This is a genomic window from Escherichia sp. E3659 (assembly GCF_005781135.1).
In the GTDB taxonomy this organism is placed as follows: Bacteria; Pseudomonadota; Gammaproteobacteria; order Enterobacterales; family Enterobacteriaceae; genus Escherichia.
The window spans coordinates 320,431-343,350 of the sequence record NZ_VATQ01000002.1 but is presented as its reverse complement, the minus strand read 5'-3'; the positions used below and the strand labels follow the sequence as shown (position 1 = coordinate 343,350).

Annotated in this window: 22 protein-coding genes; 13 read left to right on the top strand and 9 right to left on the bottom strand. The window is 50.8% G+C overall.

Going from position 1 to position 22,920, the window contains the following annotated elements:
• Positions 1 to 34: 34 nt before the first annotated feature.
• A complete protein-coding gene (gene argS, locus FEK47_RS02400) occupies positions 35 to 1,768 on the bottom strand; it encodes an arginine--tRNA ligase (RefSeq protein ID WP_138183087.1) in 1,734 nt (577 codons plus the stop codon).
• A gap of 215 nt (positions 1,769 to 1,983) precedes the next feature.
• Here argS and FEK47_RS02395 point away from each other — a divergent pair, with 215 nt between their 5' ends.
• From FEK47_RS02395 to torZ, 4 genes are all read left to right on the top strand, one after another.
• Positions 1,984 to 2,550, top strand: coding sequence for a VOC family protein (locus FEK47_RS02395; protein WP_130257649.1), 567 nt, complete (start codon positions 1,984 to 1,986; stop codon positions 2,548 to 2,550).
• A 13-nt stretch (positions 2,551 to 2,563) separates the two neighbouring features.
• Positions 2,564 to 3,310 (top strand): copper homeostasis protein CutC, encoded by a 747-nt coding sequence (cutC, locus tag FEK47_RS02390; protein WP_135487645.1) that lies wholly within the window; start codon positions 2,564 to 2,566, stop codon positions 3,308 to 3,310.
• Positions 3,311 to 3,697: 387 nt separating this feature from the next.
• On the top strand, positions 3,698 to 4,798 hold the full coding sequence (locus FEK47_RS02385; protein ID WP_138183086.1) for a NapC/NirT family cytochrome c: 1,101 nt from the start codon (positions 3,698 to 3,700) through the stop codon (positions 4,796 to 4,798).
• 24 nt (positions 4,799 to 4,822) lie between these two features.
• Positions 4,823 to 7,252, top strand: coding sequence for a trimethylamine N-oxide reductase TorZ (gene torZ / locus FEK47_RS02380; protein ID WP_135487646.1), 2,430 nt, complete (start codon positions 4,823 to 4,825; stop codon positions 7,250 to 7,252).
• Positions 7,253 to 7,416: 164 nt separating this feature from the next.
• Here the strand turns inward: torZ and cmoB are convergent, their stop codons facing one another.
• Genes cmoB through FEK47_RS02355 form a run of 5 tightly spaced genes read right to left on the bottom strand, consistent with a single transcriptional unit; the run spans position 7,417 to position 10,998 of the window.
• A complete protein-coding gene (gene cmoB, locus FEK47_RS02375) occupies positions 7,417 to 8,388 on the bottom strand; it encodes a tRNA 5-methoxyuridine(34)/uridine 5-oxyacetic acid(34) synthase CmoB (protein WP_000564727.1) in 972 nt (323 codons plus the stop codon).
• Complete coding sequence (gene cmoA, locus FEK47_RS02370) at positions 8,385 to 9,128, bottom strand: carboxy-S-adenosyl-L-methionine synthase CmoA (RefSeq protein ID WP_130208500.1); 744 nt, start codon at positions 9,126 to 9,128, stop codon at positions 8,385 to 8,387. The genes cmoB and cmoA overlap by 4 nt, the downstream gene beginning before the upstream one ends.
• Positions 9,129 to 9,168: 40 nt before the next feature.
• Positions 9,169 to 9,564, bottom strand: coding sequence for an MAPEG family protein (locus tag FEK47_RS02365; RefSeq protein ID WP_130218694.1), 396 nt, complete (start codon positions 9,562 to 9,564; stop codon positions 9,169 to 9,171).
• A gap of 52 nt (positions 9,565 to 9,616) precedes the next feature.
• Positions 9,617 to 10,435 (bottom strand): DUF72 domain-containing protein, encoded by an 819-nt coding sequence (locus FEK47_RS02360; protein WP_135487647.1) that lies wholly within the window; start codon positions 10,433 to 10,435, stop codon positions 9,617 to 9,619.
• On the bottom strand, positions 10,432 to 10,998 hold the full coding sequence (locus FEK47_RS02355) for a hydrolase (protein ID WP_130218698.1): 567 nt from the start codon (positions 10,996 to 10,998) through the stop codon (positions 10,432 to 10,434). The genes FEK47_RS02360 and FEK47_RS02355 overlap by 4 nt, the downstream gene beginning before the upstream one ends.
• Positions 10,999 to 11,308: 310 nt before the next feature.
• Between FEK47_RS02355 and aspS the strand changes: the two genes are divergently transcribed.
• From aspS to ruvC, 4 genes are all read left to right on the top strand, one after another.
• Positions 11,309 to 13,081: an aspartate--tRNA ligase gene (gene aspS / locus FEK47_RS02345; RefSeq protein WP_138183085.1), complete on the top strand. Its 1,773-nt coding sequence runs from the start codon at positions 11,309 to 11,311 to the stop codon at positions 13,079 to 13,081.
• 117 nt (positions 13,082 to 13,198) lie between these two features.
• On the top strand, positions 13,199 to 13,651 hold the full coding sequence (gene nudB / locus FEK47_RS02340; RefSeq protein ID WP_001308712.1) for a dihydroneopterin triphosphate diphosphatase: 453 nt from the start codon (positions 13,199 to 13,201) through the stop codon (positions 13,649 to 13,651).
• A gap of 28 nt (positions 13,652 to 13,679) precedes the next feature.
• Positions 13,680 to 14,420, top strand: coding sequence for a YebC/PmpR family DNA-binding transcriptional regulator (locus tag FEK47_RS02335; protein WP_000907248.1), 741 nt, complete (start codon positions 13,680 to 13,682; stop codon positions 14,418 to 14,420).
• A gap of 34 nt (positions 14,421 to 14,454) precedes the next feature.
• Positions 14,455 to 14,976, top strand: coding sequence for a crossover junction endodeoxyribonuclease RuvC (gene ruvC, locus FEK47_RS02330; protein WP_001295503.1), 522 nt, complete (start codon positions 14,455 to 14,457; stop codon positions 14,974 to 14,976).
• A 4-nt stretch (positions 14,977 to 14,980) separates the two neighbouring features.
• Here the strand turns inward: ruvC and FEK47_RS02325 are convergent, their stop codons facing one another.
• The gene (locus FEK47_RS02325; RefSeq protein ID WP_130208495.1) at positions 14,981 to 15,580 is read right to left on the bottom strand and encodes a YebB family permuted papain-like enzyme; all 600 of its coding nucleotides are present in this window, start codon (positions 15,578 to 15,580) and stop codon (positions 14,981 to 14,983) included.
• 273 nt (positions 15,581 to 15,853) lie between these two features.
• On the opposite strand from FEK47_RS02325, the gene ruvA reads away from it, so the two are divergent.
• Together ruvA and ruvB are read left to right on the top strand one after the other, a co-directional pair.
• On the top strand, positions 15,854 to 16,465 hold the full coding sequence (gene ruvA / locus FEK47_RS02320) for a Holliday junction branch migration protein RuvA (RefSeq protein ID WP_000580323.1): 612 nt from the start codon (positions 15,854 to 15,856) through the stop codon (positions 16,463 to 16,465).
• A gap of 8 nt (positions 16,466 to 16,473) precedes the next feature.
• On the top strand, positions 16,474 to 17,484 hold the full coding sequence (gene ruvB / locus FEK47_RS02315) for a Holliday junction branch migration DNA helicase RuvB (protein ID WP_000568522.1): 1,011 nt from the start codon (positions 16,474 to 16,476) through the stop codon (positions 17,482 to 17,484).
• 340 nt (positions 17,485 to 17,824) lie between these two features.
• Here the strand turns inward: ruvB and znuB are convergent, their stop codons facing one another.
• Positions 17,825 to 18,610, bottom strand: coding sequence for a zinc ABC transporter permease subunit ZnuB (gene znuB / locus FEK47_RS02305; protein ID WP_130208494.1), 786 nt, complete (start codon positions 18,608 to 18,610; stop codon positions 17,825 to 17,827).
• A complete protein-coding gene (gene znuC, locus FEK47_RS02300) occupies positions 18,607 to 19,362 on the bottom strand; it encodes a zinc ABC transporter ATP-binding protein ZnuC (RefSeq protein WP_130208493.1) in 756 nt (251 codons plus the stop codon). Before znuC ends, znuB begins: the two co-directional genes overlap by 4 nt.
• Before the next feature lie 78 nt (positions 19,363 to 19,440).
• On the opposite strand from znuC, the gene znuA reads away from it, so the two are divergent.
• The 3 genes from znuA (at position 19,441) to lpxM (ending at position 22,801) form a co-directional block, all read left to right on the top strand.
• Positions 19,441 to 20,373 (top strand): zinc ABC transporter substrate-binding protein ZnuA, encoded by a 933-nt coding sequence (znuA, locus tag FEK47_RS02295; protein ID WP_135487649.1) that lies wholly within the window; start codon positions 19,441 to 19,443, stop codon positions 20,371 to 20,373.
• 15 nt (positions 20,374 to 20,388) lie between these two features.
• A complete protein-coding gene (gene mepM, locus FEK47_RS02290; RefSeq protein WP_130218704.1) occupies positions 20,389 to 21,711 on the top strand; it encodes a murein DD-endopeptidase MepM in 1,323 nt (440 codons plus the stop codon).
• Between the two features lie 118 nt (positions 21,712 to 21,829).
• Positions 21,830 to 22,801, top strand: coding sequence for a lauroyl-Kdo(2)-lipid IV(A) myristoyltransferase (lpxM, locus tag FEK47_RS02285; protein ID WP_130208491.1), 972 nt, complete (start codon positions 21,830 to 21,832; stop codon positions 22,799 to 22,801).
• Positions 22,802 to 22,920 lie beyond the last annotated feature (119 nt).

Genomic DNA, 22,920 nt, shown 5'->3' with positions numbered 1-22,920 from the left:
TAACTGCGACATCGGCCTTTGACACATAACGCGATTACATACGCTCTACAGTCTCAATACCCAGCGTATCCAGACCCAGCTTCAGCGTCTTCGCTGTCAGTTGTGCCAGTTTCAGACGGCTGTTACGCACTTCTTCGTTTTCTGCGCTGAGGATCGGGCAGTGCTCGTAGAAGCCAGAGAACAGACCAGCCAGATCGTACAGGTAAGCACACATCACGTGCGGCGTGCCTTCACGGGCAACCACGGTGAGGGTTTCTTCAAACTGCAGCAGACGAGCAGCCAGTTGCGCTTCACGATCTTCACGGATGATTACTGGAGCTGAAGCCAGTTGCTCTTCGTTAATTTCTGCTTTACGGAACACAGACAAAACACGCGTGTAAGCATACTGCATGTATGGCGCGGTATTACCCTCAAACGCCAGCATGTTGTCCCAGTCGAAGATGTAGTCGGTAGTGCGGTTTTTGGAGAGATCCGCGTATTTCACCGCGCCGATACCCACCGCATTGGCCAGTTTTTCCAGCTCGTCAGCTGACATATCCGGGTTCTTTTCTGCCACCAGACGACGTGCACGCTCCAGGGCTTCATCCAGCAGATCGGCCAGTTTCACCGTACCGCCCGCGCGGGTTTTGAACGGTTTGCCGTCTTTGCCCAGCATCATGCCGAACATGTGGTGTTCCAGCGGTACGGATTCCGGCACATAGCCTGCTTTACGGACGATCGCCCATGCCTGCATCAGGTGTTGATGCTGACGGGAGTCGATGTAATACAGCACGCGATCGGCATGCAGTGTTTCATAACGATATTTCGCACAGGCGATATCAGTAGTGGTGTAAAGATAGCCGCCATCTTTCTTCTGAATGATCACGCCCATCGGTTCGCCTTCCTTGTTTTTGAACTCATCAAGGAATACGACGGTTGCGCCTTCGCTTTCTACTGCCAGACCTTTGGCTTTCAGGTCCGCTACGATACCCGGCAGCATCGGGTTGTAGAGGCTTTCGCCCATCACGTCATCGCGGGTCAGCGTCACGTTCAGACGATCGTAGGTGATCTGGTTCTGCGTCATGGTGATGTCGACCAGTTTGCGCCACATCTCGCGGAAGTATTCGTCACCGCTTTGCAGTTTTACCACGTAGTTACGTGCGCGCTCAGCGAACTCTTCATCTTCATCGTAATGCTTTTTCGCATCGCGGTAGAAACCTTCAAGGTCAGCCAGTTCCATTTCACCGGCGTTTTCCTGCTGCTGTTTTTCCAGCCACGCAATCAGCATACCGAACTGAGTACCCCAGTCGCCGACGTGGTTCGCGCGAATCACTTTGTGACCGAGGAACTCCAGAGTACGCACTGCCGCGTCACCAATAATGGTAGAGCGCAGGTGACCGACATGCATCTCTTTCGCCACGTTCGGCGCAGAGTAGTCAACCACAATGGTCTGTTTTTCTGGCGTAGCAACACCGAGACGATCTGACGCCAGCGCCTGCTGAACATGTTCAGCCAGGAATGCCGGATCAAGGAAAATGTTGATAAAGCCTGGACCGGCGATCTCAACTTTGCTGGCGATACCGTTAAGATCCAGATGAGTCAGCACCTGCTCTGCTAATTGTCGCGGTGCCATACCCAGTTTTTTAGCAACTGCCATCATGCCGTTAGCCTGATAGTCGCCGAACTGAACTTTTGCTGACTGACGAACCTGCGGTTCGCAATCCGCAGGCGCGCCTGCCGCAATCATGGCCTGACGGACTTTTTCTGAGAGAAGAGCCTGAATATTCACCGGAATACCTTACATTGATGAAGCGAGCAAAAATTGCCCGCACCAGTTAAAGAAATTAGGGCGGGAGTATACTGCAAATGGCTGTTTTCGTCAGCAACGTGCGCGTGGCGTATTGCCGTTTTCACTATTGCATCAGAAGCGGCGTGAAATCAGCGGTTGGTTGGCGCAGGGCAACAGGGTAAATTAACGCTTTTACTGAAAGACGAAGAGTGATTATGGCGAACTGGCAATCTATCGACGAGCTGCAGGATATTGCATCGGATTTACCGCGATTTACCCACGCATTAGATGAACTTTCCCGCCGTCTGGGGCTGGATATCACTCCGCTGACTGCCGATCACATTTCTTTGCGTTGCCATCAAAACGCCACCGCTGAACGCTGGCGTCGCGGGTTTGAACAGTGCGGCGAACTCCTGTCAGAAAATATGATCAATGGCAGGCCGATTTGTCTGTTTAAATTGCATGAACCGGTACAGGTTGCGCACTGGCAGTTTTCCATTGTGGAGCTACCGTGGCCCGGGGAAAAACGTTACCCGCACGAAGGTTGGGAACATATTGAAATCGTTCTGCCGGGCGAGCCAGAAACGCTGAATGCCCGTGCGCTGGCGTTGCTTTCTGATGAAGGTCTCAGCCTGCCAGGGATCTCAGTTAAAACCAGTTCGCCAAAAGGTGAGCATGAGCGATTACCGAATCCGACGCTGGCGGTCACCGATGGCAAAACGACGATTAAATTTCATCCGTGGTCCATTGAAGAGATCGTTGCCAGCGAGCAGTTGGCGTAATTAAGGAGCAAAAATGGCATTACTGGAAATTTGCTGTTACAGCATGGAATGCGCACTAACGGCGCATCAAAATGGCGCTGACAGAATTGAATTGTGTGCGGCTCCGAAAGAAGGGGGTTTAACGCCGTCGCTGGGCGTGCTTAAATCCGTGCGCCAGCAGATAACGATTCCCGTACATCCGATCATCCGCCCGCGCGGTGGTGATTTTTGCTACAGCGACGGCGAGTTTGCCGCCATTCTTGAGGATGTTCGTACTGTCCGCGAATTAGGCTTTCCGGGACTGGTGACGGGCGTTCTCGATGTTGACGGTAATGTCGATATGCCACGAATGGAAAAAATAATGTCAGCTGCCGGTCCGTTGGCCGTTACTTTTCATCGTGCCTTCGATATGTGTGCTAACCCATTAAATACACTGAATAATCTTGCACAATTGGGCATTGCCCGGGTACTGACTTCCGGGCAAAAATCAGACGCTCTGCAAGGTTTATCAAAAATTATGGAACTTATTGCCTATGGTGATACTCCAATCATCATGGCCGGAGCAGGAGTCCGTGCAGAAAACCTGCACCACTTCCTCGATGCCGGAGTGCTGGAAGTCCATAGCTCCGCGGGAGCGTGGCAAGCCTCACCGATGCGTTATCGTAATCAAGGATTGTCCATGTCATCAGATGCACACGCGGACGAGTATTCGCGTTATGTCGTAGACGGGGCGGCGGTTGCTGAAATGAAAGGAATCATTGAACGCCATCAGGCCAAATGATTTTTACCGTTGCATCATGTCGCCCAATATGATGCTTGCTCGTACCAGGCCCCTGCAATTTCAACAGGGGCCTTTTTTTATTCCCTGTCAGTATAAAAAATGAACGATTGCCGTGATGTGTAGAACGGGTGACAGTGCGCATAGCGTGGTGCTTAAAATGTATTATATATTCACATTAATTATGCGATTTAAATTACTAAAACTGACAAATATATATTATAAATAACGACTGGGTTATTCTTTCGCAATTAATGATTACATTGTAATAAATCATATTCTTTATCGATTATTTCAGGCAGTGTTGTGCCGAATTAAGCAAGTGGTCAATTCGTTGTATATTTATTTATACAATGATATCGGTGTCCTGGAATTTAATTAGAGGAATCTATGCGAGGGAAAAAACGCATTGGGTTATTTTTTCTGCTGATAGCGGTTGTGGTTGGTGGCGGCGGGTTATTGCTTGCGCAAAAAGCCTTACATAAAACGTCGGATACAGCATTTTGTCTTTCCTGCCACTCGATGAGTAAACCTTTTGAGGAATATCAGGGAACTGTCCACTTTTCGAACCAGAAAGGGATACGTGCGGAATGTGCCGATTGCCATATTCCAAAGTCAGGGATGGATTATTTATTTGCCAAATTAAAAGCATCTAAAGATATTTATCATGAATTTGTTAGCGGCAAAATAGACAGTGACGATAAGTTCGAAGCGCATCGTCAGGAAATGGCCGAAACAGTATGGAAAGAATTAAAAGCATCGGATTCTGCAACGTGCCGTAGTTGCCATTCTTTTGATGCGATGGATATTGCCTCGCAAAGTGAATCTGCGCAGAAAATGCATACCAAAGCGCAAAAGGACGGTGAAACGTGTATTGATTGTCATAAAGGAATTGCCCATTTCCCGCCAGAAATAAAAATGGATGACAACGCGGTGCATGAACTGGAAAGTCAGGCTGCCACTTCTGTGACCAATGGCGCACATATTTATCCTTTCAAACCTTCCCGCATAGGCGAACTGGCCACTGTGAATCCTGGTACCGATCTCACCGTCGTTGATGCCAGTGGCAAACAGCCGATCGTTCTGTTGCAGGGTTATCAAATGCAGGGCAGTGAAAGCACGCTCTACCTGGCGGCAGGTCAACGTCTGGCGCTAGCCACATTAAGTGAAGAAGGTATCAAGGCGCTAACGGTAAACGGGGAATGGCAGGCTGACGAATACGGCAATCAATGGCGTCAGGCGTCTTTACAAGGGGCGCTAATCGATCCCGTATTAGCGGATCGTAAACCGTTATGGCAATACGCTGAAAAACTCGATGACACCTATTGTGCTGGCTGCCATGCGCCTATTGCCGCTGACCATTACACCGTCAATGCCTGGCCCTCTATCGCCAAAGGAATGGGGGCGCGAACCAGCATGAGCGAAAACGAACTGGACATTTTGACGCGGTACTTCCAGTACAACGCCAAAGATATTACCGAAAAACTGTGATCCTCGTAGATCAGGGAGGAAGTTATGACATTAACAAGACGTGAGTTTATTAAACATAGCGGTATTGCTGCCGGGGCGCTGGTGGTGACATCGGCTACGCCGTTACCCGCATGGGCAGAAGAGAAGGGCGGAAAAATCCTCACCGCGGGTCGTTGGGGAGCGATGAGTGTAGAAGTGAAGGACGGTAAGATTGTTTCTTCTACAGGCGCGCTGGCGAAGACCATCCCGAACTCCTTACAGTCTACGGCGGCGGATCAGGTACACACTACGGCGCGTATTCAGCATCCGATGGTGAGAAAAAGTTATCTCGACAATCCATTGCAACCGGCAAAAGGTCGTGGCGAAGATACCTATGTACAGGTGAGCTGGGAACAAGCATTAAAACTGATTCATGAGCAACACGATCGCATTCGTAAAGCTAACGGACCATCGGCCATTTTTGCTGGATCTTACGGCTGGCGTTCATCAGGGGTGCTGCATAAAGCGCAAACGCTGATGCAACGTTATATGAATCTGGCGGGGGGATATTCCGGGCATAGTGGCGATTACTCTACCGGGGCCGCGCAGGTGATCATGCCGCACGTTGTCGGTTCTGTGGAGGTCTATGAACAGCAGACTTCCTGGCCGCTGATTCTGGAAAACAGTCAGGTGGTGGTGTTGTGGGGCATGAACCCGCTGAATACCTTAAAAATTGCCTGGAGCAGTACCGATGAGCAAGGGCTGGAATACTTCCATCAGCTGAAAAAATCGGGCAAACCGGTGATTGCCATCGACCCTATCCGTTCCGAAACCATCGAGTTCTTTGGCGATAACGCGACCTGGATTGCGCCGAATATGGGGACCGACGTGGCGCTGATGTTAGGCATCGCGCATACCCTGATGACACAAGGTAAGCACGATAAAGCCTTCCTTGAGAAATACACCACCGGCTATTCGCAGTTTGAAGAGTATCTGACCGGCAAGAATGATAATACGCCGAAGAGCGCGGCCTGGGCGGCAGAAATTACTGGCGTACCGGAAGCGCAGATTGTCAAACTTGCAGAACTGATGGCGGCGAATCGCACGATGCTGATGGCTGGTTGGGGGATCCAACGCCAGCAATACGGTGAACAGAAACACTGGATGCTGGTGACGCTGGCGGCGATGTTAGGGCAAATTGGTACACCGGGCGGCGGTTTTGGATTCTCTTATCATTACTCCAACGGTGGCAACCCGACGCGAGTTGGCGGCGTGCTGCCAGAAATGTCTGCGGCGATTGCCGGACAGGCAAGTGAGGAAGCTGATGATGGCGGAATGACCGCGATTCCGGTCGCCCGTATTGTCGATGCGCTGGAAAATCCTGGCGGGAAATATCAGCACAACGGTAAAGAGCAAACGTACCCAAATATCAAAATGATCTGGTGGGCGGGTGGCGGTAACTTTACCCATCACCAGGATACGAATCGTCTGATCAAGGCATGGCAGAAACCGGAGATGATCGTCGTTTCTGAATGCTACTGGACCGCAGCAGCCAAACACGCAGATATCGTATTACCGATCACCACATCGTTTGAGCGCAATGACTTAACGATGACCGGTGATTACAGCAACCAGCATATTGTGCCGATGAAGCAAGCTGTCGCTCCGCAATTTGAAGCGCGTAACGATTTTGACGTGTTTGCCGATCTTGCGGAATTACTGAAACCTGGCGGAAAAGAGATCTATACCGAAGGTAAAGATGAAATGGCGTGGCTGAAATTTTTCTATGATGCCGCTCAGAAAGGTGCGCGTGCGCAACGCGTGACTATGCCAATGTTTAATGCCTTCTGGCAGCAAAATAAACTGCTTGAAATGCGCCGCAGCGAGAAGAACGAGCAATATGTTCGCTATGGTGATTTCCGCGCCGATCCGGTGAAAAATGCGCTGGGTACGCCAAGCGGCAAAATTGAAATCTATTCAAAAACGCTGGAAAAATTTGGCTATAAGGATTGCCCGGCACACCCAACCTGGCTTGCGCCTGATGAGTGGAAAGGTACCGCCGACGAGAAGCAGTTGCAGCTTCTGACCGCGCATCCGGCACATCGTCTACACAGTCAGCTTAACTATGCGGAGCTGCGTAAAAAATATGCGGTTGCCGATCGTGAGCCGATCACAATTCACACCGAAGATGCTGCTCGCTTTGGTATTGAGAATGGCGATCTGGTCCGTGTCTGGAATAAACGTGGTCAGATCCTGACAGGCGCTGTGGTGACTGACGGGATCAAAAAAGGCGTGGTATGCGTGCATGAAGGTGCATGGCCAGATCTGGAAAATGGCTTGTGTAAAAACGGCAGTGCGAACGTGTTAACGGCGGATATCCCCAGTTCGCAGCTGGCGAATGCCTGTGCCGGTAACTCTGCGCTGGTGTATATCGAAAAATATACGGGCAATGCGCCGAAGTTAACGGCATTTGATCAGCCTGCTGTTCAGGCGTAAGAAGTGAATAGCGCCCGGAAACGGGCGCTGAGGTTATGCAAACGCAAAACTGCCTGATGCGCTATGCTTATCAGGCCTACATAGTCCCTGCAATATATTGAATTAGCAAGGTTTTGTAGGCCGGATAAGGCGTTCACGCCGCATTCGGCAGTAATACCAGACCTTTACGGCTTACGCGCAATCAGCACCGCGCGTTTAGGCGCAGGATAACCTTCTACCGTTTTACCCGGATCATGTGAATCAAGAAAATCTGCCAGCGATTCGGTGACCATCCACTCGGTACGACGCTGCTCTTCTGTAGTGGTGACGCTCACATCCGCAATGCGAATATCAACAAAACCACACTTCTTCAGCCAGTTTTTCAACGCCAGGGCCGACGGGATGAAATAAACATTACGCATTTGTGCGTAACGATCGCCTGGTACCAGCACCGTGTTTTCGTCGCCATCAATAACCAGCGTTTCAAGCACCAGTTCACCTTCATTGACCAGTTGGTCTTTTAACTGCCAGAGATGCTCCAGCGGTGAACGACGATGATAAAGCACGCCCATCGAAAAGACGGTATCAAAGGCTTTCAGTGCCGGAAGTTGTTCAATCCCTAACGGCAGCAGATGCGCCCGTTGGTCGTTACCTAACAGTTTACGCACTGCTTCAAACTGGCAGAGGAATAGTTGCGTAGGGTCGATACCCACCGCAAGGTGTGCGCCTGCGCCAATCATGCGCCACATGTGATAGCCGCTGCCGCAGCCGACATCAAGGATGGTGCGCCCGGTTAAATCAGAAAGATGTGGCAGAACACGATCCCATTTCCAGTCGGAACGCCATTCGGTATCAATGTTGACGCCATACAGTGAGAACGGCCCTTTGCGCCACGGCATCAGGTTGCGCATCAGCGTTTCAATGCGCTTAATCTGCCCAGCGCTGAGTGGTTCTTCGCTTTCGGCAGTTACGCTATGCAATAAATCCAGACGATACGGTTTAATTTCAGGCAGAAATTCCACCGCGTTGGACCACTGTTTAAACAGACCGTGCTGCTGCTCGCGCTGCCAGTTAGCAATCTGCGCGGGCAGCGTTTCGAGCCAGTGTGAAAGATGATTTTTGGCAATCAGAGAATAAAAGTTACCAAAGTCGATCATGCAGCGTCCTCTGCTTTTAATGCCACCAGTGAACCAAAGTTAAAGCACTGGAACCACAGCTCGCTATGCTCAAAACCGGCTTTATGCAGGCGTGCCTTGTGGGTTTCCACGGAATCGGTCAGCATTACGTTTTCTAACATGCTGCGCTTCTGACTGATTTCCAGCTCGCTGTAGCCGTTGGCACGTTTAAAATCGTGGTGCATGTTGAACAGCAGTTCACCAACTTTGGCATCTTCGAAACTGAATTTTTCCGAAAGCACCAGCGCGCCGCCCGGGTTTAGCCCTTGATAAATTTTATCCAGTAACGCCTGGCGCTCGGAAGGTTCCAGGAATTGCAGGGTAAAATTCAGTACCACCATCGACGCGTTTTCAATGGCAATATCGCGAATATCACCTTCAATAACGTCAACAGGCGTAGGCGCTTTATAGGCGTCAATATGACGACGGCAGCGTTCAATCATTGCCGGGGAATTGTCGATGGCGATAATTTTACAATTATCATGATGAATGTTGCGACGCACTGAGAGCGTCGCCGCGCCCAAAGAACAGCCCAGATCGTAAATCTGCGTACCCGGTTGAACGAAGCGTTCAGCTAACATACCAATCATGGAAATAATATTGGAGTAGCCGGGAACGGAACGTTGGATCATATCCGGGAAGACTTCAGCTACCCGTTCATCAAAGGTCCAGTCGCCCAGTCTGGCGATAGGAGCAGAAAATAGCGTGTCGCGGTGAGACATAACGTAAAAATCCGGGAAAAAGAAAGTGGCGTATTGTGCGCTAACGCAGGGAGAAAACCAACTCCCAGGGCATATACCAAAGATTCGCCAGCACCATCAGCAATAGCGCACACCAGGTGGCGCTCATACCAGAACGTCGCCAGCGAAACAGACGGTGATGGAAACCGTAATAATGCATCAGGCGACCTGCAAGCAAAACGAGGCCGCATATATGCACCATCCAGGTTTCAGCACCATTCATTTCCATAAATAGCATCAATACAATCGCGATAGGAATATATTCCACCGCATTGCCATGAATACGAATAGCACTTTGTAGTTCGCTAAAACCGCCGTCACCATAGGCAACGCGATACTGCATTCGCAGGCGAACAACATCAAAAGAGAACTTCATTAATAACAACGCACTTAAAACGGCATACAGCGCGCTTACCATACAAACTCCCTTTAAAATGGCCGATGGCACTTGTCTATGATAGGTGGCAAATTCAGAAAAGAGAAGATTGCTGTGGAATAGCCGGGACTGCTCCGATCTCTGGAAGCATTTTACGTAAGTCTTCCCACAGTGTATGTACCAACTCCGGTGCCTGAGCAATATCTGGCGTGTGCAGAAAAAGATAAGGCGTGGTGTTCTGCTGCCACTGCGCTAATTTCTTTAACCAGACCTGAAATAATTCCCTGTTTTGCGCCATATCATCGCTGCCGATAAAACGGATCAGCGGATTTGTCGCCGTTAGTACGGCATGTACAGGAACCTTCGGTTTCTTCCGTTGAGCGTCGCGTATGGCTTCATTATGCGGACGTGCTGCATGAACCGGGCGGCTGTCTAAAATTACCCGATTAACGGCGCGCTGATGTAAACCGCGATTAAGCGTTTGTTCCTCTTCCCCTTTGGCGAAAAACTGCGGATGACGCACTTCCACACCATAATTAAATTCGCCGGGAAGAGAATCGAGAAAATGCCAAAGCGCAGGCAAATCCTGTGGGCCGAAGGTGGCAGGCAGTTGCAGCCAGTATTGCCCAATGCGCGGAGCCAGCGGTGACATACGGGTCAAAAATTCACTGGTTAAATCATCGCAATGACGCAACGCTGCCTGATGCGAAATGGTCGCCGGAAACTTAAAACAGAAGCGGAAGTCATCTGTGGTCTGCTCCCGCCAGCGCAGGACAACCTCGGGTTTCGGCAGGGCGTATAGCGTGGTGTTGCCCTCCACGCAGTTAAAGTAGCGGGCATACTCTTCAAGGCTGGTGATCCCCAACCGCACCCATTTAGGATGCGACCATTGCGGTAGACCGATGTAAATCATAACGCGTTGAGGATCTCTTCCACGCTGCGCACACGGGCGATGCGTGGATAGATATGGTTGATGCTGTTATTGTGCTGCTCGGCACTGGCGGCGCTACAGGCATCTTCGGCAATCACCAAATTAAAACCGAGTTCCCAGGCATTGCGGGCGGTGGACTCAACGCCGATATTGGTCGAGATCCCACATAACACTATTGTATCGATACCCCGGCGGCGTAATTGCAACTCCAGATCCGTACCGTAAAACGCACCCCATTGACGTTTGATGATTTCGATATCGCTGTCGGTTGCGCCTAATGCAGCAGGATGTTGCCACCAATTTTCGGGCAACACTTTAGCGGGGGAGGGCGCATCGACCGGCTGTTTTAATGCTTCAGCATAATCGGCAGACCAGCCAACACGCACCAGAAACACGGGCTGACCGCTCGCGCGAAATTTCGCCGCCAGCTTCCCGGCGCGATTTACCACGTCTTCGGCAGTATGCGGACCACCGGCAAAAGGCAAGATGCCTTCCTGTAAATCAATCACCACTAGCGCTGTGGATTTGGCATTAAGTTCAAGCATGATCACTCCAGATAAAACAAAATCGTGCCTCTCACCTTAATGCGATTAGCCGATGGCGGAACGACAAATTTTGTTAATTTTTATGAGTTCGGGCAACACCTTTATAGCAAACTGGCGTAGAGTCTGAATCCAGGCCCGATATAAACTGGTAACGAGGCGTTCCAGCGCGGGCCAGGCTCTTACGGTGCGGCAGAATTTCCAGTATAATAGCCGCCTTTTTTCATTCAGTTGTGACATACAGCTAACGCTGCGACTCAGGTCACCTGCACAGCAGGGGACATCCGCCAGCAGCTAAGTTAAGGGATATCTCATGCGTACAGAATATTGTGGACAGCTCCGTTTGTCCCACGTGGGGCAGCAGGTGACTCTGTGTGGTTGGGTCAACCGTCGTCGTGATCTTGGTAGCTTGATCTTTATCGATATGCGCGACCGCGAAGGTATCGTGCAGGTATTTTTCGATCCGGATCGTGCGGACGCGTTAAAGCTGGCCTCTGAACTGCGTAATGAGTTCTGCATTCAGGTCACGGGCACCGTACGTGCGCGTGACGAAAAAAATATCAACCGCGATATGGCGACTGGCGAAATCGAAGTGCTGGCTTCCTCGCTGACCATCATCAACCGCGCAGACGTTCTGCCGCTTGACTCCAACCACGTCAACACCGAAGAAGCGCGTCTGAAGTACCGCTATCTTGACCTGCGTCGTCCGGAAATGGCTCAGCGCCTGAAAACCCGCGCTAAAATCACCAGCCTGGTGCGTCGTTTTATGGACGACCACGGCTTCCTCGACATCGAAACTCCGATGCTGACTAAAGCCACGCCGGAAGGCGCGCGTGACTACCTGGTGCCTTCTCGTGTGCACAAAGGTAAATTCTACGCGCTGCCGCAATCCCCGCAGTTGTTCAAACAGCTGCTGATGATGTCCGGTTTTGACCGCTACTATCAGATCGTTAAATGCTTCCGTGACGAAGACCTGCGCGCTGATCGTCAGCCTGAATTTACTCAGATCGATGTGGAAACCTCTTTCATGACCGCGCCGCAAGTGCGTGAAGTGATGGAAGCGCTGGTGCGTCATTTGTGGCTGGAAGTGAAGGGCATTGATCTGGGCGATTTCCCGGTAATGACCTTTGCGGAAGCTGAACGCCGTTACGGTTCCGACAAACCGGACCTGCGTAACCCGATGGAACTGACCGACGTTGCCGATCTGCTGAAATCCGTTGAGTTCGCGGTATTTGCGGGTCCGGCGAACGATCCGAAAGGCCGTGTTGCCGCTCTGCGTGTTCCGGGTGGCGCATCGCTGACCCGTAAGCAGATCGACGAATACGGTAACTTCGTTAAAATCTACGGTGCGAAAGGTCTGGCTTACATCAAAGTTAACGAACGCGTGAAAGGTCTGGAAGGTATCAACAGCCCGGTAGCGAAGTTCCTTAATGCGGAAATCATCGAAGCCATCCTGGATCGTACTGCCGCGCAAGATGGCGATATGATTTTCTTCGGTGCCGACAACAAGAAAATTGTTGCCGACGCGATGGGCGCACTGCGTTTGAAAGTGGGTAAAGACCTTGGCCTGACCGACGAAAGCAAATGGGCGCCGCTGTGGGTTATCGACTTCCCGATGTTTGAAGACGACGGTGAAGGCGGCCTGACGGCAATGCACCATCCGTTCACCGCGCCGAAAGACATGACGGCGGCAGAGCTGAAAGCTGCACCGGAAAATGCGGTGGCGAACGCTTACGATATGGTCATCAATGGTTACGAAGTGGGCGGTGGTTCAGTGCGTATCCATAATGGTGATATGCAGCAGACGGTGTTTGGCATTCTGGGGATCACCGAAGAGGAACAGCGCGAGAAATTCGGCTTCCTGCTCGACGCCCTGAAATACGGTACTCCGCCGCACGCAGGTCTGGCATTCGGTCTTGACCGTCTGACCATGCTGCTGACCGGCACCGACAACATCCGTGACGTTATCGCCTTCCCGAAAACCACGGCGGCAGCGTGTCTGATGACTGAAGCACCGAGCTTTGCTAACCCGACTGCACTGGCTGAGCTGAGCATTCAGGTTGTGAAGAAGGCTGAGAATAACTGATATGACTCAAATACACGAAATCATTCGCGTTGCATCGAGGCGGCAACTGAGTGAACTCCCATGAGCATAGATAACTATGTGAATGGGATGAGCGAAGGCAGTCAACGAAGAGGCAGCGTGAAGGATAAAGTGTATAAGCGTCCCGTTTCGATCTTAGTGGTCATCTATGCACAAGATACGAAACGGGTGCTGATGTTGCAGCGGCGTGACGATCCCGATTTCTGGCAGTCGGTAACCGGCAGCGTGGAAGAGGGGGAAACCGCGCCGCAAGCTGCCATGCGCGAAGTAAAGGAAGAGGTCACCATCGATGTTGTCGCTGAACAACTGACCTTAATTGACTGTCAGCGCACGGTAGAGTTTGAAATTTTTTCACATTTACGTCATCGCTATGCGCCGGGCGTGACGCGTAATACGGAATCATGGTTCTGTCTTGCGCTCCCGCACGAACGCCAGGTAGTCTTCACTGAACATCTGGCTTACAAGTGGCTTGATGCGCCTGCTGCGGCGGCGCTTACTAAGTCCTGGAGCAACCGGCAGGCGATTGAACAGTTTGTTATTAACGCTGCCTGAACAGGCAGGGCTATCTGGAGATATTTTTATGGCAGGTCATAGTAAATGGGCCAACACCAGACATCGTAAAGCTGCGCAGGATGCTAAGCGCGGTAAAATCTTCACTAAAATCATTCGTGAGCTGGTAACTGCGGCTAAGCTGGGCGGTGGCGATCCGGACGCTAACCCGCGTCTGCGTGCGGCGGTGGATAAAGCACTGTCTAACAACATGACCCGTGACACCCTGAACCGCGCAATTGCACGTGGTGTGGGCGGTGATGATGATGCAAACATGGAAACCATCATCTACGAAGGTTACGGTCCTGGCGGCACGGCAATCATGATTGAATGTCTGTCTGACAACCGCAACCGTACCGTTGCTGAAGTGCGTCACGCATTCAGCAAATGTGGTGGTAACCTCGGTACTGACGGTTCCGTAGCCTATCTGTTCAGCAAAAAAGGCGTGATCTCCTTCGAGAAAGGCGATGAAGACACCATCATGGAAGCAGCTCTGGAAGCAGGTGCTGAAGACGTTGTGACCTATGATGACGGCGCAATCGACGTCTACACTGCATGGGAAGAGATGGGTAAAGTACGCGACGCTCTGGAAGCGGCAGGTCTGAAAGCAGACAGCGCGGAAGTTTCCATGATCCCGTCAACCAAAGCCGATATGGATGCAGAAACTGCACCGAAACTGATGCGTCTGATCGATATGCTGGAAGATTGCGACGACGTGCAGGAAGTTTACCATAACGGTGAAATCTCTGATGAGGTTGCAGCGACTCTCTGATGAGGCCTGCTAAACAGCAAAACGGAGACGCGTGATGGCTATTATTCTCGGCATTGACCCGGGTTCGCGCGTGACCGGCTACGGTGTAATTCGCCAGGTAGGGAGGCAACTGTCCTACCTGGGTAGCGGATGCATACGCACCAAAGTGGATGATTTACCGTCTCGTCTGAAACTGATCTATGCGGGCGTGACGGAAATCATCACCCAGTTCCAGCCCGATTATTTCGCAATCGAACAAGTCTTTATGGCAAAGAACGCTGACTCTGCCCTGAAACTGGGGCAGGCACGAGGCGTGGCGATTGTGGCAGCGGTGAATCAGGAATTGCCGGTGTTTGAATATGCTGCGCGTCAGGTGAAGCAAACAGTGGTGGGCATTGGTAGCGCCGAAAAAAGCCAGGTGCAGCATATGGTGCGTACCTTGCTGAAATTACCTGCTAATCCACAGGCGGATGCCGCCGATGCGCTGGCGATTGCCATCACCCACTGCCATGTCAGCCAGAATGCGATGCAGATGAGCGAATCGCGGCTGAACCTGGCGAGAGGGCGACTGCGCTAAATTATCACGCTTCAGTCAGTTCAGGCTGAGGCGTTTCTACTCCCTCCGCATGAATCAACATTAGACTCGGATGATGCCACAAACTCGCTGGCGTAACCGTTTTACGATCCCACGGAATTGCACCTAAGAACCAGAATTTCCAGAAAGTGAGTTTTGCATTCGGATTGCTATTTAACAGTTCTCCAAATGTCTCTATTTCACCCACCGGAATACATAGCGCCTCTTTATAAATATCAAAGACAAATTTTGAACAGAACTGGCGTGAAGATTCGTATTTAAAACCGGTGTGGTAGAGTTTGCGTAGCCGGGAGGGAACCTGTTCAACAATTCGTTGTTTTTGTTGTTCTGTTAGCCCTGCGTCTAATCGCTTTATAGCATAGCGTTGGTTAGAAGAACGTTTAATAAAACGGGATAGAGTAGTGATGGTTGAGAGGGGAACACGGCTTTCTGCAACCAGGAAGTCCTCACCGTTATGACCGATAATGATCCCGACGTGATTACTCCAGCAATTTGATGCCGCTGATATTTGACCAAATAAGGCAGCACCTATACATGTAAAGACGATATCACCAATTTCATATTCAGCAGGGTAATTAATATTCACGTTGTCATTCCATTGAAATAAATATGAATACACGTAATAACATAAAAAAGTTTATTTTTCAGGAGTCGAAATGTATATTTTTTTACGCATTAACTCACTGAATATGTAATATTCAAATATTTGCTTCCAATATAACTTGTAGAATAAATTATACTGTGCCATTTTTCAGAACATCGGGACGCCTCGCAAGTTTTCTTCATCCTTCGCTGGATATCTATCCAGCATTTTTTTATCATACAGCATTATCTTTGATTCGTTACGCAGGAGCGTCATGTGATAGGCAGACTCAGAGGCATCATCATTGAAAAACAACCCCCGCTGGTGTTAATCGAAGTGGGCGGCGTAGGCTATGAAGTGCATATGCCGATGACCTGTTTTTATGAACTCCCTGAAGCGGGACAGGAAGCGATTGTTTTCACCCACTTTGTGGTGCGTGAAGACGCGCAGCTGCTGTACGGCTTTAACAATAAGCAAGAGCGCACGTTGTTTAAAGAGTTAATCAAAACCAACGGCGTCGGCCCGAAGTTGGCGCTGGCGATCCTCTCCGGAATGTCAGCGCAGCAGTTCGTTAATGCCGTTGAACGTGAAGAAGTGGGAGCACTGGTGAAACTGCCGGGCATTGGTAAAAAAACCGCCGAGCGTTTAATTGTCGAAATGAAAGACCGATTTAAAGGTTTGCACGGCGATCTCTTTACGCCAGCCGCCGATCTGGTGCTCACGTCGCCTGCCAGCCCGGCAACCGACGATGCTGAACAGGAAGCGGTTGCTGCGCTGGTGGCGCTGGGCTATAAACCACAAGAAGCCAGCCGCATGGTGAGCAAAATCGCCCGCCCTGACGCCAGCAGTGAAACATTAATTCGCGAAGCCCTACGCGCCGCGTTATGAGGTAAAGGATGATTGAAGCAGACCGTCTGATTTCTGCCGGTACGACTTTGCCGGAAGATGTAGCAGATCGCGCCATTCGCCCCAAATTACTGGAAGAGTATGTTGGTCAGCCGCAGGTTCGTTCACAGATGGAGATTTTCATCAAAGCAGCGAAACTGCGCGGCGACGCCCTCGATCATCTGTTGATTTTTGGCCCTCCGGGTTTAGGTAAAACCACGCTTGCTAATATTGTCGCCAATGAAATGGGCGTTAATTTACGCACGACTTCCGGTCCGGTGCTGGAAAAGGCGGGCGATCTGGCAGCAATGCTCACTAACCTTGAACCGCATGACGTGCTGTTTATTGATGAGATCCACCGTCTTTCACCAGTGGTGGAAGAGGTGTTGTATCCGGCAATGGAAGACTACCAGTTAGATATCATGATTGGTGAAGGTCCGGCGGCACGCTCCATTAAAATTGATTTGCCGCCGTTTACACTGATTGGCGCAACCACGCGCGCAGGTTCGCTGACATCACCGTTGCGCGACCGTTTTGGTATTGTGCAACGTCTGGAGTTTTATCAGGTGCCGGATCTGCAATATATCGTTAGTCGTAGTGCACGCTTTATGGGGCTTGAGATGAGTGATGACGGCGCGCTGGAAGTTGCTCGTCGCGCTCGCGGTACGCCACGCATTGCCAACCGTCTGCTGCGTCGAGTGCGTGATTTCGCCGAAGTGAAGCACGATGGCACCATCTCGGCAGATATCGCCGCCCAGGCGCTGGATATGCTGAATGTCGATGCCGAAGGTTTCGATTATATGGACCGCAAATTGTTGCTGGCGGTAATCGATAAATTCTTTGGTGGGCCTGTAGGTCTGGATAACCTGGCGGCGGCTATTGGCGAAGAACGTGAAACCATTGAGGATGTGCTGGAGCCTTATCTGATTCAGCAAGGCTTTTTGCAGCGTACACCACGCGGGCGTATGGCGACAGTGCGGGCGTGGAACCATTTCGGCATCACACCGCCAGAAATGCCGTAGGTCGGTTCGGTCGCTCGCGTCGCATCCGACACTGGCAATGTGCCTGATGCGACGTCGTTCGCGTCTTATCAGGCCTACCCGGTATAGCGAACCGTAGGTCGGATAAGGCGCTCGCGCCGCATCCGACACTGGCAATATGCCTGATGCGACGCTGTTCGCGTTTTATCAGGCCTACCTGATATAGCGAACCGTAGGTCGGATAAGGCGCTCGCGCCGCATCCGACACTGGCAGTGTGCCTGATGCGACGCTGTTCGCGTCTTATCAGGCCTATCCGGTATAGCGAACCGTAGGTCGGATAAGGCGTTCGCGCCGCATCCGACAATTGTGTTTAGGTACAAATTAGCTGGCCTGTTTTTTCATCATACTCAAAATAAACAACAGCGCAGCACATAGCACCACTGACGGACCCGCAGGCGTATCGTAAAACGCTGAAAAAGTTAAACCGCCAGTTACAGCAATCATCCCCACTAAAACGGCGACACCTGCCATCTGTTCCGGCGTACGGGCAAAACGACGTGCGGTAGCAGCCGGAATGATCAGCAGCGAGGTAATAATCAACGCCCCGACAAATTTCATTGCCACACCAATCGTCAATGCTGTTACCAGCATCAACAGCAATTTCACTCGCTGTAATTTCACACCATCGACAAATGCCAGATCCGGGCTAATGGTCATCGACAGTAAATTACGCCATTGCCAGAACAGAATTGCCACCACAATGACCACGCCAATGGCGATGGAGATGAGATCTTCCGGCGTCACTGCCAGCAAATCACCGAACAGGTATGCCATCAAGTCAACGCGAATGTTAGACATCAGACTGACAACGACCAGGCCCAGCGACAAGGCACTGTGCGCCATAATTCCCAATAACGTGTCGATCGCCAGCTGTGGACGCTTCTCCAGCCATACCAGACCGCCCGCCAGCAGCAGCGTAACGGCAATCACTGCATAGAAGGGATTCACGTCCAGCAACAGACCAAACGCCACTCCAAGTAAAGACGCATGGGCCAGCGTATCGCCGAAATAAGACATACGACGCCAGACAACAAAAGAACCCAAAGGACCTGCGGCACAGGCCAGCATAATCCCGGCTAACCAACCGGGAAATAATAATTCAATCATGAGCGATCACTTCCCCGACGCAGAACAATTCGCCCCTGTAAATCGTGGCGATGATTATGATGATGGCGATAAATACCCAGCTGTTCAGCTCCGCGAGGCCCGAACATCGAAATAAATTCCGGATGCAGGGAAACGACTTCTGGTGTGCCAGAACAACAGATGTGATGGTTAAGGCAAAGTACTTCATCGGTTTTTGCCATTACCAGATGTAGATCGTGAGACACCATTAAAACGCCACAGTCCAGTTCGCGACGTAACTGGTCAATAAGGTCATATAACGCCACCTGACCATTCACATCCACGCCCTGGGTGGGTTCGTCCAGAACTAATAACTGGGGTTGATTTAACAATGCGCGCGCTAGCAGTACACGCTGCGTTTCACCGCCAGAGAGCTTTTGCATTGGCGCGTCAATAAGATGCCCAGCCTGAACGCGTTTTAGTGCAGGCAGAATATCTTCCTTATGTGTTCTGGGGCGTAAGCGTAAGAAACGGTTTACGGTCAGTGGCAACGTGGTGTCGAGATACAGCTTCTGCGGCACATAACCAATGCGCAGTTTTCCGTGGCGCTTGATAACTCCTTCATCTGGTGTTACCAGCCCGAGTACAACCCGAACCAATGTCGACTTACCTGCGCCGTTCGGCCCAAGTAAGGTCAAAATTTTACCAGGCTTGAGTTCCAGCGACACATCAGAGAGGACGCGGCGTTGGCCAAATGAAACCGAGACATTTTCCAGGGAAACCAGACTTGTCATGTTAATTTTAGTCTTGCAGTAGTCATGAAATGTTATAATATCACACTTCTTATATTCATTACGATGATTGGTCGCATTATGTTACATAAAAAAACGCTTCTTTTCGCAGCATTATCTGCTGCTCTCTGGGGCAGTGCAACTCAGGTAGCAGAAGCTGCCGTTGTCGCTTCGCTTAAACCTGTTGGATTCATTGCTTCCGCTATTGCTGATGGAGTAACAGAGACGGAGGTGTTACTTCCTGATGGGGCCTCTGAACATGATTATTCACTGCGTCCATCTGATGTAAAACGCTTACAGAACGCGGACTTAGTTGTCTGGGTTGGACCGGAAATGGAAGCGTTTATGCAAAAGCCCGTGAGTAAATTACCCGAGGCGAAGCTGGTAACCATTGCGCAGCTTGAGAGTGTAAAACCGCTGCTGATGAAAAGCATTCACGACGCTGATGATGATCATGACCACGCGGAAAAAAGTGACGAAGATCACCATCACGGCGATTTCAACATGCACGTTTGGCTTTCCCCAGAGATAGCGCGGGCTACAGCGGTTGCAATCCATGGAAAATTAGTGGAACTTATGCCGCAAAGTCGAGCCAAACTTGACGCCAACCTGATGGAATTTGAGGCACAATTAGCTTCAAGTAGGAAACAGGTTGGTAACGAGCTCGCGCCGCTCAAGGGAAAAGGTTATTTCGTTTTTCATGATGCTTACGGCTACTTCGAAAAACAATTCGGACTGACACCGCTTGGTCACTTTACCGTAAACCCTGAGATTCAACCTGGCGCGCAGCGTTTACATCAAATAAGAACACAGTTGGTTGAGCAAAAAGCAACCTGCGTTTTTGCTGAGCCACAGTTCAGGCCTGCGGTCGTTGAAAGCGTCGCACGAGGGACATCCGTTCGTATGGGAACGTTGGATCCCCTTGGGACGAATATCAAACTGGGCAAAACAAGCTATTCAGAATTCCTGAATCAATTAGCTAACCAGTACGCGAGCTGCCTGAAAGGAGATTAATGAGGAAGTGATTACGTGCAACAGATAGCCCGCTCTGTCGCCCTGGCGTTTAATAATTTACCGCGACCACACCGCGTTATGTTGGGGTCGCTTACCGTTCTTACTCTGGCCGTCGCTGTCTGGCGGCCTTATGTTTACCACCGAGACGCCTCGCCTATTGTCAAAACCATTGAGCTTGAACAGAACGAAATTCGTTCTCTCTTACCTGAGGCCAGTGAGCCGATTGATCAAGCCGCGCAAGAAGATGAAGCCATTCCCCAGGACGAACTCGACGACAAAATCGCTGGTGAAGCCGGCGTTCATGAATATGTCGTTTCTACGGGCGACACGTTAAGTAGCATCCTTAATCAATATGGTATTGAGATGGGTGATATCACCCAACTTGCTGCTGCTGATAAAGATCTGCGTAACCTGAAAATTGGTCAACAACTTTCCTGGACATTAACCGCTGAAGGCGAGTTACAGCGTCTGACCTGGGAAGTGTCTCGCCGCGAAACCCGTACCTATGACCGCACCGCCGCTAATGGTTTTAAAATGACCAGCGAAATGCAGCAAGGGGAGTGGGTTAACAATCTGGTGAAAGGAACCGTTGGGACAAGTTTTGTTGCCAGCGCCAAAAATGCAGGTTTAACCAGTGCTGAAGTGAGCGCGGTGATTAAAGCAATGCAGTGGCAGATGGACTTCCGCAAAGTGAAAAAAGGTGACGAATTTGCGGTATTAATGTCACGTGAGATGCTTGATGGCAAACGTGAACAAAGCCAACTGCTGGGCGTGCGTTTGCGTTCAGAAGGCAAAGATTACTATGCTATTCGCGCTGAAGATGGCAAATTCTACGACCGCAACGGCACGGGCCTGGCGAAGGGGTTCTTACGATTCCCGACGGCAAAACAGTTCCGCATTTCGTCTAACTTTAACCCGCGTCGTCTGAACCCGGTAACCGCTCGCGTTGCGCCGCACAGAGGTGTTGATTTTGCGATGCCGCAGGGTACGCCGGTGCTTTCGGTGGGAGACGGTGAAGTGGTAGTTGCTAAACGCAGTGGCGCAGCGGGTTATTATGTCGCGATTCGTCACGGTCGCAGCTACACCACGCGATATATGCACCTGCGTAAGATTCTGGTTAAACCGGGGCAGAAAGTGAAGCGTGGCGATCGTATCGCGCTTTCCGGTAACACCGGGCGTTCAACTGGGCCACATCTGCATTATGAGGTATGGATTAACCAGCAGGCGGTGAACCCGTTGACAGCGAAACTGCCGCGTACTGAAGGGCTAACCGGTTCAGATCGTACCGATTTCCTGGCGAAGGCCAAGGAGATTGTACCGCAGCTACAGTTTGATTAATTAATACCCATTGGCAGCCGGTACGCAGTCAGTGCCGGCTTTTTTATTTGGTGCGGGGCAAGTTGCGCCGTTACACTACCACCAGATTGATTATTGCCTTATCCGAAACTGGAAAAGCATGGAAACGAAAAAAAATAATAGCGAATATATTCCTGAGTTTGATAAATCCTTTCGTCACCCTCGTTACTGGGGAGCCTGGTTGGGCGTGGCGGCAATGGCCGGTATTGCCTTAACACCAGCGAAATTCCGTGATCCCATTCTTGCGCGGTTGGGGCGTTTTGCCGGAAGACTGGGTAAAAGCTCACGTCGTCGGGCGTTGATCAATCTGTCTCTCTGCTTTCCAGAACGTAGCGAAGCCGAACGCGAAGCGATTGTGGATGAGATGTTTGCCACCGCGCCGCAAGCGATGGCAATGATGGCTGAACTGGCGATACGTGGGCCGGAGAAAATCCAGCCTCGCGTCGACTGGCAGGGGCTGGAGATCATCGAAGAGATGCGGCGTAACAACGAGAAAGTGATCTTTCTGGTACCGCACGGCTGGGCAGTTGATATCCCCGCTATGCTGATGGCCTCACAAGGGCAGAAAATGGCAGCGATGTTCCATAATCAGGGCAACCCGGTTTTTGATTATGTCTGGAACACGGTGCGTCGTCGTTTTGGCGGTCGTCTGCACGCGAGAAATGATGGTATTAAACCTTTCATCCAGTCGGTTCGTCAGGGCTACTGGGGCTATTATTTACCGGATCAGGATCATGGACCTGAACACAGCGAATTTGTTGATTTCTTCGCAACGTATAAAGCAACGCTGCCAGCAATTGGTCGCCTGATGAAAGTATGTCGCGCGCGTGTCGTTCCGCTGTTCCCAATCTATGATGGCAAGACCCATCGTCTGACGATTCAGGTTCGTCCACCGATGGATGACCTGTTAGAGGCGGATGACGCTACCATTGCGCGGCGTATGAATGAAGAAGTCGAGATTTTTGTTGGTCCGCGACCAGAGCAGTACACCTGGATTTTAAAATTGCTGAAAACGCGCAAACCGGGCGAAATCCAGCCGTATAAGCGTAAAGATCTTTATCCCATCAAATAAAAAAAGCCTCTCGTGAGGAGAGGCCTTCGCCTGATGATAAGTTCAAGTTTGCTTCAGAAGATTAGAAATCTATTGAATTATCATTGAGCTGTAGGCCGGATGAGGCGTCTTCGCCACAT